The 12,313-nt window shown below is 68.7% G+C and carries 9 protein-coding genes and 1 pseudogene; 9 read left to right on the top strand and 1 reads right to left on the bottom strand.

What is annotated here, in order from left to right; all coding sequences use genetic code 11:
* Window positions 1-767 precede the first annotated feature (767 nt).
* The 7 genes and pseudogenes from ACIQFZ_RS04385 (at window position 768) to ACIQFZ_RS04355 (ending at window position 9,888) form a co-directional block, all read left to right on the top strand.
* Complete coding sequence (locus ACIQFZ_RS04385; RefSeq protein WP_365422273.1) at window positions 768-1,643, top strand: ComEA family DNA-binding protein; 876 nt, start codon at window positions 768-770, stop codon at window positions 1,641-1,643.
* A gap of 116 nt (window positions 1,644-1,759) precedes the next feature.
* Window positions 1,760-3,619, top strand: a pseudogene (locus ACIQFZ_RS04380) (ComEC/Rec2 family competence protein); the annotation flags it as partial.
* 197 nt (window positions 3,620-3,816) lie between these two features.
* Window positions 3,817-5,241 carry an integrase gene (locus ACIQFZ_RS04375; protein ID WP_402690585.1) on the top strand — a complete coding sequence of 475 codons (1,425 nt, stop codon included), beginning with the start codon at window positions 3,817-3,819 and terminating at the stop codon, window positions 5,239-5,241.
* 236 nt (window positions 5,242-5,477) lie between these two features.
* The gene (locus tag ACIQFZ_RS04370; protein WP_402690584.1) at window positions 5,478-6,986 is read left to right on the top strand and encodes a hypothetical protein; all 1,509 of its coding nucleotides are present in this window, start codon (window positions 5,478-5,480) and stop codon (window positions 6,984-6,986) included.
* Window positions 6,983-9,079: an integrase gene (locus ACIQFZ_RS04365; RefSeq protein WP_402690583.1), complete on the top strand. Its 2,097-nt coding sequence runs from the start codon at window positions 6,983-6,985 to the stop codon at window positions 9,077-9,079. The genes ACIQFZ_RS04370 and ACIQFZ_RS04365 overlap by 4 nt, the downstream gene beginning before the upstream one ends.
* A complete protein-coding gene (locus ACIQFZ_RS04360) occupies window positions 9,076-9,495 on the top strand; it encodes a hypothetical protein (protein ID WP_402690582.1) in 420 nt (139 codons plus the stop codon). The genes ACIQFZ_RS04365 and ACIQFZ_RS04360 overlap by 4 nt, the downstream gene beginning before the upstream one ends.
* A 72-nt stretch (window positions 9,496-9,567) precedes the next feature.
* The gene (locus ACIQFZ_RS04355) at window positions 9,568-9,888 is read left to right on the top strand and encodes a hypothetical protein (RefSeq protein WP_402690622.1); all 321 of its coding nucleotides are present in this window, start codon (window positions 9,568-9,570) and stop codon (window positions 9,886-9,888) included.
* Window positions 9,889-9,916: 28 nt separating this feature from the next.
* On the opposite strand, the gene ACIQFZ_RS04350 is transcribed toward ACIQFZ_RS04355, so the two are convergent.
* Window positions 9,917-10,471: a hypothetical protein gene (locus ACIQFZ_RS04350; RefSeq protein WP_402690581.1), complete on the bottom strand. Its 555-nt coding sequence runs from the start codon at window positions 10,469-10,471 to the stop codon at window positions 9,917-9,919.
* A gap of 588 nt (window positions 10,472-11,059) precedes the next feature.
* Between ACIQFZ_RS04350 and ACIQFZ_RS04345 the strand changes: the two genes are divergently transcribed.
* Window positions 11,060-11,602 carry a hypothetical protein gene (locus tag ACIQFZ_RS04345; protein ID WP_402690580.1) on the top strand — a complete coding sequence of 181 codons (543 nt, stop codon included), beginning with the start codon at window positions 11,060-11,062 and terminating at the stop codon, window positions 11,600-11,602.
* A 125-nt stretch (window positions 11,603-11,727) separates the two neighbouring features.
* Window positions 11,728-12,201, top strand: coding sequence for a hypothetical protein (locus ACIQFZ_RS04340; RefSeq protein WP_402690579.1), 474 nt, complete (start codon window positions 11,728-11,730; stop codon window positions 12,199-12,201).
* The last annotated feature ends 112 nt before the right edge of the window (window positions 12,202-12,313 follow it).

The following is a 12,313-nucleotide window of genomic DNA, read 5'->3' as shown; positions in this document are numbered from 1 at the left end:
CGCAGGCGCTGTTCGCCGAACGCGCGGCGCGGGCCGGGGAGCCGGGCGGTGACTCCCGGGAGGCCGCGCGGAGGCACAAGGCCGGTCCTGACCCGGCGCCGCCGATTCGGCCCCCTCGTCCCAGGCCGTCCTGGGCCACGGCGACGCCGGAGCGGACGGGCCGCCCACCGGACGCGGCGAGCGCGGCTGCGGCGGTTGGCGCGGGGTCGGCTCCTGTGGGCGGTGAGGGTGCGACGGCCGGAACCGACTTCGGTCGCGTTGGCGCGAGTGAGCCGAGCCCGGCGGCCGAGGGCTGGTTTGCGGTGGGCGGCGCGGATCCGAACGGCGTGGCCGATGTGGGACTTGGCGTTGCGGGGAAGACAGGCGTGGCTGCAGTGGGTCCGCTTGCGGTGGGTGGTAGGGCCCCGACTGCCCTGGCCGACGTCGTCACTGCCACGAGTGGGCCGAGCGTGGCGGCCGAGGGTCCGCCTGCGGTGGATGGCCCGGATTCGACTGCCCTGGGTGACGGGGGTTTTGTCGCCGTGCGGGAGGTGGGCCCGGCTGCGGTGGTCGGTGGTGGGCTGGTTGGCGTGGGCCAGGCAGTCGCGCACGGAGCCTCTACTGCCGTGGTGGGCGCGGGTCCGGCGGCGGCCGTGGTCGGCGGCGGGGCGACTGGCCTGGCCGGTGGCGGCTCGGCCGCAGTGGTCGATGTTGGCCCGGCTGCGGTCGTCGACGGGGGCTTGGCGGACCTGAGTCCGTCTGGCGCGGGCCGTGCGAACCCCGCTGCCATGAGCGAAGTGAGCTGCTCGATCACGGCGGTTGGGGCGGGCCCGATGGCGGCGGGTCGGAGGGGCGCGGCCAATCCCGCCGTGCGGGGCGCCGTGGAGACGGGCGGCGGCGCCGAGACGGGGCCCGTCGTTCCTGTCGGGGTGCCGGACTGGCGGGAGCGGGCGGGGGCCGCGGTGCGCGAGCGGATGCCGTTGTGGTTGCAGACGCGGTGCGGGCTGGAGCGCAGGAACGTGGTGGCGCTTACCGTGCTGTTCGCCGTCGCCGCACTCCTCGCCGTGCAGCACTTCTGGACCGGCCGTACGCAGACGGTCCAGGCACCCGAGGTGGTGCGTGCCGTGGCTCCCCACGAGAACCAGGGGCAGGACAAGGCCACCACGGCCGGGAAGCCGGTCACCGCGCGGGGCGCCCCGGCGTCTCCCGGCGCGGAGATCGTGGTGGACGTCAGCGGCAAGGTCCGGCGCCCCGGAATCCAGCGCCTGCCGGCCGGGTCGCGGGTAGCCGACGCCCTCCAGGCGGCCGGCGGGGTGCGTCCCGGCACCAATACCGACGGCCTCAACCGGGCCCGCTTCCTGGCGGACGGCGAACAGGTCGTGGTCGGCGGCCCGGCCCCCGCCGCCGTACCCGAGGCGCCCGGGACGGGCCTAGCAGGCGCGGCCGGTACGGGTGCCGCGGGCACGTCCACGGCCCCGGTCTCCCTCAACACGGCGACCGCCGACCAGTTGCAGACCCTGCCCGGCGTCGGTCCCGTACTGGCCCGGCGCATCATCGACTACCGCACGCAGCACGGCGGCTTCCGCTCGGTGGACCAACTGCGTGAGGTCAGCGGCATCGGCACACGCCGCTTCGCCGATCTCCGGGACCTGGTCAGCCCGTGAACCCCGATACCGATACCGATACCGAGACCGGCACCGACGCCGAGCGAGGCCCCGCGCCTCCCGGCCGCCCCGCCCCCGCCGAGCCCCCAGCCACCCCGACCCACCTCCGCCCGGCGGTGCACGCGGCCTCCGGCAAGCGGCTGGGAGACGCCCATCCCCGGCAGGAAGGACCGGCAGACCTCCGGCTCGTCCCGCCGGCCCTCGCGGCCTGGGCTACGGCGGCCGTGGCGCTGGACGCCCCCACGGGCGGCGTGACCGGCTTCGTGACGGCCTGCCTCGCCGCTGCCGCCGTACTCCTGGCAGGCCGACGACGCGGAAGCCGTGGAACCCCTACAGCAGGACAGCCGCCCGCCCCTACCGCCGGGCGGTCCCGGGCACGCGCCTCCTGGGCGCGTACGTCCGCTGCCGCCGCGCTGCTCGGTGCCGCCGCGGCCGCCGTGTCCGCCGGGCTCCACGGAGCGGACGTGCGGCGCGGTCCGGTGCCCGCTCTGGCACGGCAGTTCGCCACGGTGACCGCCGAGGTGGAGCTGACCTCCGACCCCCGCCTCACCCGCCCGCGGATCCGCGGCGACCGCCAGGCACCTCCCTCCGTACGGATGGACGCCGAGGTGCTGCGCGTCCACCGACCCGGCTCGGCGGCGGCCGTGGTGACCCGGACTCCGGTGCTGATCCTCGTCAACATCGGCTCGCAGACGGCGGCCCGTGCCGGGGACCCGTCGGGAAGACCGGGACGCCCGCCGGACGGGCACGACACGCATCCCGCGGAAGGGGCGCAGCTCTCGCCCTGGCTCGGGCTGCTGCCGTCCACGCGGCTGAAAGTGACTGCGCGGCTTGCGCCCCCGATGACGGGCGGCGACCGGATCGCGGCGGTCCTCCGGGTCCAGGACCGGGCGCCGCCCGAGGTGGTGGCGGAGCCGTCCGCGCCACAGCGGCTGGCGGGCCGGCTGCGCGCCGGGCTGCGGGCGGCGACCGACGGCCTGCCGGCGGACGCACGGGCGCTGCTGCCGGGCCTGGTCGTCGGGGACACCTCGCGGATCACCCCCGAACTCGACGAGGCGTTCAAGGCGACGGACCTCACACACCTTCTGGCCGTCTCCGGGAGCAACCTCACCATCCTCCTCGTCCTGCTCCTGGGGCCACCGGGCCTGGCCCAGAGGGTGGAGCGCCGCGGCCTGGCCCCGCGGCTCGGCCTTCCCCTGCGCGGCACCGCGCTGTTCGGGGCGGCGCTCACCCTGGGGTTCGTGGTCGTGTGCCGGCCCGACCCGAGCGTGCTGCGGGCCGCGGCCTGCGGAGCGGTGGCGCTGCTCGCCCTCGCGACCGGGCGCCGCAGATCGCTGCTCCCGGCTCTGGCGACGGCCGTACTGCTGCTGGTGCTCTACGACCCGTGGCTGTCGCGCAGTTACGGCTTCCTGCTGTCGGTGCTGGCCACCGGAGCCCTGCTCACCCTCGCGCCCCGCTGGAGCGCGGCGCTGCAGCGGCGCCGGGTCCCCGCCCGGGCGGCCGAGGCGCTGGCAGCGGCGGCCGCGGCGCAGGCGCTGTGCGCGCCCGTCGTCGCCGTGTTGTCGGCCCGGGTGAGCCTGGTGGCGGTGCCGTGCAACCTGCTCGCGGAGGCCGCCGTCGCACCCGCCACCGTGCTGGGTTTCGCGGCGCTGACGACGGCACCGTTGGCGATGCCGGTGGCGAAGGCGCTCGCCTGGTGCGCGAGTTGGCCGGCCGGGTGGATTGCGGACGTGGCCCGGACCGGGGCGGCCCAGCCCGGCGGGGGAGTGGACTGGCCGGACAACTGGACCGGGGCGCTGCTGCTGGCCCTCGTCACGGTGGCGGCCGTGCTCGTGGGCCGATGGCTGCTGAGGCACCCCTGGCTCTGCGGGGTCTGTGGGGCGCTGCTCCTGCTGGTGGTCGTGCAGCCGCCGCCGCTGACCCGGGTGATCACCGGCTGGCCGCCGCCCGGCTGGCGGTTCGCGATGTGCGACGTGTTCCCTATTGAATCGGTGTGTTGAAAACGATCTGACAGGGTGGCTCCATGAGTAAGTGGCGTGTGTTTTGGGTGCCCACGATGGCGATGACGGGGTCTCCTGGACCAGCGTTGGCAGGGTGGGCTGATCTTGCGGAGCGAGAGAAGTCTGTGGGGGTTCGTCCCGGAGATCCGATCCTCCTGGCGCCGGACTACCGAGTGGATGAGCTGTTCAGTCTCTACACCCTCAGCAGCCCCTTCCGGGGGTACACGGCAGAGACGAAGCGGAACTACACCACGGACGACTGTTTGTTCTTCAATTTCCTTTGGCTGCGCGGGAAAATATGGACGCAGGCAGTGGAATCCGATGTGAGTGATTTCCAGTACTGGCGTCAGGACTCGCCGGACAATCCTGTTCGTGTCGGCGGGGATAAGTGGGGCCGCGAGCTGGCAGCGCTTATGAGCCTGTACAAGTGGGCAGCGAAGCCGGGGAACGCGTTCGTGCCGCGGAATCCTATTCCCACTCACCAAGTGACCGGCCGCAATGGGCAGATCATCGAGGTCCCGGACGATAAGGCGAAGGACACCAAACCCAGCAACGTGCACTGGCTGACCCCTCGCACGTTCCGGCTCTGGGTGGATGTCGGGCTGCGAGGATGTGGGGCTGACGGGCTTCGCGCTCCCGACTGGGTGGGGCGGCTGGAAGACCGCAACGTCGCATTTGTGCGCTTGCTGACCTCGTCCGGACTGCGGCGGCTCGAAGGGGCCTCGCTGCTGACGTTCGAGGTCCCGTCACTCCAGCTCGAAGGCGGGCGCTACTACACGGGGCGGCTGGCAGCGGCGGTCACTCGATCCAAGAGGGCCCGCACGTACTACGTCGCCGCGGGCGTGGTCGGCGACATCGAGAATTACGTCGACTCCTCTCGGGCCGAGGTGATCCGCAAGGCCCAGGCGAAGGGGCGCTACGACAGTGTGAGAGGCATGCGTCTGGTCACGAGGGTGACTCGCGGCCCGAAGCCGATCGTGCACTGGCGGGACCGCGACGGTGTCATGGGCCGCGTCGCGCTGACGGACGCGCTCGCCGAAGAACGAATGACTTGGTACACCGAAGGGCCGAACGGGCCCGAGCCGTTGTGGTTGTGGCTGAACGAGAGGGGCTTGCCGTTTCAGCCGCATTCGTGGGAGAACGTCTTCACTTCTGCCAACAAACGGTGCCAGGCCGTCCTGGATCCGCAGCCGCAGTGTCGGCTGGACCCCCACGGCAGTGTGGCTCCGTACGCGACTCCGCATTCCTGTCGGCACAGCTTCGCCCTCTACATGCTGGTGATTCTGCACCATCTGCTTGATCAGCGGATGGGCCTGACGCCGGAGGAACGGCGGGATTACCGGCTTCTCTACGGAGATCCGTGGCGGATGGTTCAGGACCTGCTGGGCCACTCGCACATCGAGACCACCCGGGAACGGTATCTGGCCCCTGTTGCAGATCTTCAGCTGAGGTCGCTGCTGGCCACCGCTCCGGTGGTCAGGCAGGGGGAGCAGACAGAGCAGGAGATGGATGATGTGTTCGCGCGTCTGGCGCGCGAAGCCGAGGGAATCCAGGACATCGACGCGAAGATGCGGGTTCCGTCGAAGGCGGTGGCATGAGCCGGCGTGGACGGACAGCATCGCTCCCGACAACTCCCCTGCACAGGCCTCCGGTTGTGGTCTCCGACGGACTCGTCGTTGAACACCGTGACGGCAAGGGGCATGTCGAGGTCTACGATTTCCGGGCCTTGCCGGTCCCCGACACCATGCGCCGGTCGCTGGCACGGCTGTTCGCAGCCCGCTGCGTTCCGAGCCGGTGGGCCTCTCACCTCACCAGCAGACACCACTGGGTCCACTTGGAGACGTTCGCCGAGCACCTGTCCGCGCTCGAGGAACCGGTGGCGGACCTCGATGTCTTGACCGCAGCGGTTTGGAAGGAGTGGGAACTCAGCCGCAGGAGCACGCAGACGATCGGCTACAAGGAACTCACGGTGGTGAGCGGCCTGCTGCTGGACGATCCGCGGCTGACGGCCGAGGCTCGCGAAGCTCTCTCCAAGCGGATACCCCAGCCGAAGGTGACGGAGACGTCCTTCGAGGACGGTGAGTTCGCCGCGATCACCTCGCAAGCACGGCGAATATTCCGTTCGGCACACCTGAGGATCACGGAGAACGCCCGGCACCTGGCCGACTGGCGATCGAATTCCTTCGCTCGGGACAGCGACGAATGGCTGCTGGGCGAGGCACTGGACTGCATCGCCCGAACCGGGGAGCCCCCTTGCTATGAGACAGAGAACCACGGCAGCCGGATCATCTTCCGCTACATGAAGGTTCTGGGCGGCGAGAGTTCGCGGCACACATGGCAGAGGCTCTTCCTGACTCGCATGGAAGCGGTTGCGCTCGGAGTGCTGCTGATGGCCGAGCACGGGTGGAACCTCTCGGTGATCAGTCGTCTTGCGGTGCCACGGGCGACGCCGGACGCCGGCAGGGACGGCAAGCGGATCTACCGCGTCGAACTCGAGAAGCACAAGCGGGGCACCGGACGGTACTTCGAGACGCGCAACCTCACCGATGACGGGGCGGACACCCCGGGCCGGTTGATCACACAGGCCCTGGAGGCCACTGTGTTCGCACGGGCAGCTGTCCACGAGCTCAGCCCCGGCACGGATCGCCTCGTCATCTGGCGAACTACCAGGCCTGACAAGGCGGATGCTCCCGAAAAGAAGAAGCGGGACAGCGTCGGCTTGTTCCGGTTCGGGATCACTGGAGGCGCCGCGAAAGAGTGGTCCAAGGAAGAGGGGTTCGCGTCTTCGCCGTTTCGCAGGGGGCGTCGGACAGTGAACGTGGTGCACCGCAGGGAGCCCGGACAGAACAGCCAGGGCACCCACGACAGCACCTACGTCCTGACCGACCCTCGGGCCCAGGAGGCCGCGGTTCCGGTCATCGCCGCGGCGGCCGAGTCGGTCGTCACCAAGGCCCGTGAGGTGACGTTCGGCGCCGAATTGCGCGAGTCGGCCGATCCGGCAGACCAGCCGACGGCCACCGCCGACTGCCATGACTACGAGAACAGTCCCTTCTCCAGCACCGACGAGGGTTGCGGGGCCTCGTTCCTCATGTGTCTGGCCTGCCCGAACGCCCGAGTTCATCCCGCCCACCACAGCCGCCTCACCCATCTTCACCAAGCTCTGAACAACCTGCGGTCCGTCATGGACCCCGGCCAATGGCAGAGCGACTGGGCGGATGCATACGCCCGCCTGGAGCACCTCAAACGCCTCCTCGGAGCCGACTGGGACAAGGCACTGACCCAGGTCACCGCCGCCGACCGTGAACTCATCGACTACCTGCTCAACGGAGACCTCGACCAGTGACGGCTACCGCAGCCCTTCAGCCTCCCACCCTCCCCGGGCCGGACACCCCAGCCATCCCCGCCCACCGGATCATCGACGGCTACACGGGGCCGATCGCGTGCTTCGCGGCGCCGTCCTGGCCCCTGATTCCCATGAACGGCAATCCAGGCGTCACCCAGAACACGATCCACATGGCGTCGTTCCCCGAAGTGCTCCGCGAGGAAATGCGCCTCCTGGTCTGGATGTTGATCAACTATGAGCTGTCGTCTGTCTTTCTGCGCGAACGCAGCCCCTCCTGGCGATCCCAGCAGGGCCCGCAGTCGACCAGCAAGACCGTCGGGGTCTGGGCCCGGCTGGCCGAGTGGCTCACCGAACGCGGCATCACCGAGGTCAAAGACTGCACTTCGCACGTGCTGGGTGAGTACGGCTACAAGCTGCGTGACAGCGGAGCCTCCCGCATCACCGTGCACTACATGCTGGCTTCCCTGACGCGGCTGTGGGCCTTCGACCAGCTCAGCAGCCGGCCCAGCGGGATCGGCTGCCCGCCCTGGGAGATCGAAGGAGTAGACGACTATCTACCGCCGGCCACCGCGGGGGGAGAGAACACCACGGAGGCGATCGCCGAGCAGACCATGGGGCCCCTGCTGATCTGGGCCATCCGCATGGTCGAGGATTTCAGCGACGACATCCTCGCCGCCAGGGCCGAAGTGACGAGCCTGCGCGTGTCCGCCGCCGCCAACAAGTCCACGCCCGCCTCGCTGGCCTCGCTCAAGGCCTTCATGGAACCGCTTCTTGCTGGTGGCCTGCCCATTCCGGCGGCGAACTGGCGCGGCGAACCGACGCTCGCCCGCACCTACATCGCCGCGATCACCCGGGCCTCGCACAATCAGGTCACTTCGACATCCAAACGGCTGGGCTGGAGGCAGGCGGCCCTCCAGCGCCCTGGCCCCTGCCCCCTGGACATCCCCGTCACTGGCATGCTGGGCGGCAGACCGTGGAGAGAAGTCCTGGACTATCACGAATGCGCTTCTCTGATGCGCCATTTGGGCACAGCTTGCTTCATCGTCATCGCCTACCTGACGGGAATGCGACCTGGCGAGGTCGCCGGCCTTCGCAGCGGAAGCTGTCCTGATCCCGAGCCGGACGGCAAGGGGCAGACGGGGCGGCATCTGATCACCAGTGTCGTTTACAAGACGGCGCGGGACGAGAACGGCAACCATCGATCCGAAGGCGAGCTTCGCGATGTTCCCTGGGTGGCCATCGCCCCGGTGGTGAACGCTATTCGAGTCCTGGAGCGCATGGTCCCAGCCGGAGCTCTGCTCTTCGCCCACGATGCCCACGACTCGCGTTCTGGCACGGGTGCACTCACCGTCTCGACGATGGGAGACCGGGTGGAGGACTTCGTCGCCTGGGCCAACAAGGAGGCCACCGCTCACGACCTGCCCAAGGAAGTCATCCCGCCGGACCCGCACGGCAACATCGGCACCGCGCGATTCCGACGCAGCCTCGCCTGGCACATCGCCCGCCGTCCGGGCGGACTGGTCGCCCTGGCGATTCAGTACGGCCACCTGCGAACTTCCGTATCTGTTGGATACGCCTCCCGCAGCCGTGACGGGATCCACGACCTCCTCGACGTCGAGACCGCCCGGGCCACCATTGACACCGTCGCCGACCTGCACGCCGACCTCGAAGACGGCCTCGGTGTCTCGGGGCCTGCCGCCCGGCGGGCTATCACGGCCGCCACTACCGCAGCGCAGTACAGCGGCACGGTCATCAGCCTGCGTCAGGCCCGACAGATCGTTGCCAACCCTCAGCTGGCCGTCTACGACAACCCCAATGCCCTGCTGATGTGTGTCTACAAACGCGAGAAGGCTCTCTGCCATCGCGGCATCAAGGACACCCCAAGCCTCGACCGATGCGTCTCCGGCTGCGGAAACATCGCCCGCACCGATCAACACATCACCAAGATCCTTGACCGCGCTGACTTCCTCGACAGCCGAGCGGCCCGTGTCCCCGGCCCGCTCGGTGACCGTTTTCGCCGGAATGCCGCCCGCCTGCGCGACCTCGCTGAGGCCCACCACCGCACCCGAATCACTCTCGAGGACGCCGTATGAGCCCCGCACTCGATGAACGCGACCGCATCCGCGCGGCCATGGACCGCATCCTGGCCGGGGCGCCCGAGCGCTCGGACGGCGCCCTGACCATTAAGTCCCTGGCTGCCGAGGCAGACGTTCCCCGCAACGCTCTCACCCAGCGCCACCTCGACCTGAAGAACGCGTTCTATGCCAAGGTCAAAGAGCGGGGCCAGCCGACCGACGTCGAAGTGCGGCTGCGCAAGCAGATCGTCAAGCTGAAGGAACTCCGCGCGGCCGACAAGGACGAACTCGCTCAACTCCGTGAAGACCGCGAAGGCCTGGTCAGGGTCGTCAATCAGCTGACCTTGGAGAACCGTCAGCTTCGCCAGCAGCTGACGGTACCCAGTTCCGTGGTCCGTCTCTTGCCCACCCAGCCTCAGCCGCCTACTGGATGAGGTTCAGGCGGCGACACCGAGTTCCTTTCGAGTTCGGTCAACTCATCCCTGCAGATCTACCCCGCGAAGGGCATGACCTGCGTCTTCTCCGCGCCGGTGACACGCTGTGAGCTCGAGCCATCCCTCGATGACGCTCGGTTCACCCCGGACACCGATGGCTGCCATCCAGCCTGCGTCAACACCTGCCGCACCGAGGGAGCCATCGACGAACTCCTCTCCGAAGCAGTGGACTTGAGGATCAAGGTCGCTGACGAAGCGACCCGTCGATCCGCTGACGGCGCGCACACACGCGAGCACCTCGACACAGTCGCTGCCGAACTCAACAGCCGCCCACGCAAGGCGCTCGGCTGGGAAACCCCAGCCGAGCGCCTGCACAAAATACTCGCCGCCTGATCAGACCCATCACGTATAGCGACGATCGCTAAAAACCGCGCTCCCTGCCCCTGCGCGGCTTACGTGGCGCCTTCCCCCAGGGTCCGGCAGGCCGTTCCTGCCGGACCCTGGCCACAAATTCGGTACGGGTCGAAACGGCCCGTGACTGCGGGCGCAGGACCGACTCTGCGTCCCACGGCTCGACATCCGTCCATTCGAACCTGAGGACGATCTCGTCGAAGACCGGTGCGAAGTCCGCACCGACCAGGTCCGGCATCTGGTAGCGCAGCCCTCGAACCCGGGCAACGAAGGTTGCGGGCAACAGCACGTGATACGCCTCCAGATAGTGCGCAAAATCCGCGCGCCACACCCACATGCCATCGGTTACCAGCGACGAGCAGCCGGACGTGTGCCGGTGAACCTTTCCCGTGACGACATCGACCCCCGCCTCCATGAAGTACGTGAGTTGATGGCCTACGTCGAGATACTCCACGATTTCAGCTTCATCCGGCTCGCCGGACGCTTGCGCCTGAGCCCCCAGCGGTCCCGCAGCCAACTCGCTCGAATAACCGAAGTCATCGAAAAAGCCGAGCAACCTCAGCACGCGCACCCCCTCTCAGCCTCTCTGAAGCAACATCGAGGCGAGCATACGCAGGCTCGAGGGCCCCCAGTCCGGCCCATGCGTGACCGCAGCCGCCCGGCCGCGTGATCACGACTGAGCGACTGCTCTCACCGGCCGGGCCCTACGACAGACGCCACCGGGAACGCCACCGGCCCAAGCCCTCAAGTGGGTTGAGCAGCCTGGGTCGGCCGGGGTGAACTCCATGATGGACAGAAACCCGGACCGGGCCGTCGACAAAGAACCCCCGGGTCTCTGACCTGGGGGTTTCTCATGGAGCGGGTGACGAGAATCGAACTCGCGCTCTCGGCTTGGGAAGCTAGGGGCGTTTAGGGGAGGCTGCCGGGCTGACCTGTGGCGACGCGGTGTCGGAGCTCTGATGGCCGTCCCCCTGATCCCCAGTGTTCCCCGTGGTTCCCCGCACGACCTGGCACGGGTCTGGCACGGCCTCTTCGTCGAGCAGTACGGCTAGTTCCCTCAGGTCGTTTGCGACCTCGCATGCCGACTCCAAACACGCATGCGACGGGCTATTTCACGTGCGGTGAAGCTGGTGGCAGTGCACACTTCTTCGCCGTGGAGATCATCACGGGCGAGCTTAGGCGTCTTCGGTCTGGTCTCGGACCTGATGACGGTCAACAGAGGCCCTTTCTCGTGCGGGTTCGGTTCACCGCCGAGAATCCGGCGCGGGTCATCGCAGATGCCCGTGCCGTGCTGACGTCTGTGGTCGCTCGGACGGACGACTGGCCCGCCTTCGAGCGGTGGCCGGAGCTGCTACCGGCGTGGTTCGTGCAGCGGTGCGCGCCGGAGAACGCAGAGTCGCGGGCTGGCCTGTCATTCGACGCCCAGGCTTGGCTCCGGAAGTGGCAGGCGATGGCGCCCGAGCAGAAGGCGGACTTCAGCCAAGGACCTTGGACGCTGTCAGGTTGGCTCTACTACTTCGACCCGACCGAGGAGGGCATGGGCGACGACCGCAGCTGGTGGTGGTGGGACGCGGGGGCAGACGAGCCGGGCAACGGCTGGGTTGAGGTGGCCACCACTGGTTGGCCATTCGGCAGCGGTTCGCTGTCTTGGCTGATCAAGGCCAGCGGGGGTAGGGATCTTAGGCAAGGGGCATGAGCGTCGGGGCCCCGGTGGTGGTAGCTCCTGTACAGAACTCGCGTTGACCACCGCTTTAGGAGTTCGATCACCGCTCAGCGGATCCTGCTGAATCACGACGTGGACGCCGAGTTAGTAGTCCCCCCGTGGGTGGCTCCACCCGCAGCCGACCGATGGCGTTGATGTCATCCGGCGATGTCGGGTTGGATGATCGGGTGAAGCAAATCGACTCGGCTGAAGCTCCGACAGCGCCCCCGGCCCTGAAACTCGCTGGGGGCTGCCTGGCTGGGGTCCTAGTCCTGCTCGCCGGGCTGCTGATTGCGCTCAGCTTTGGAAGCACCGTCGAGATCGAGTCACCTGACCAGTTTGCAGGGTTGAGGGACAACGACAGCAGCGTTGCGCTGGTCGCCCTGATCCTGGGTGTTGTCGCGCTGCTCGGAGGACTGGCCATAGCCATGCGGACGTCGCGCGTTCTGCTGGCTGTCGTCGGCGCGGTATGTGGCGTCCTGATCGTCGCAGCCGGCTACCGGGGATACACGCTCTCGTCGATGCTGAAGTGTTGGGATCATAACGCCATCGCTCAGAACACAAACGGCTCGTACACGTGTTACGACCGGTGATGCCCGGCGCAGATCGGCTCATTGCAAGGTCCGAAGCTGCGACCACGGCTCCGGAGGGCGCTTCTCGATGCCGCGAAATAGCAGGTCGGAAGCTACGTCGTCCCCATGACTT

This window comes from Streptomyces sp. NPDC093064, assembly GCF_044754605.1.
Taxonomy (GTDB): Bacteria; Actinomycetota; Actinomycetes; order Streptomycetales; family Streptomycetaceae; genus Streptomyces.
The sequence above is the reverse complement of the archived record's forward strand: the minus strand, read 5'-3'. Positions and strand labels throughout refer to the sequence as shown.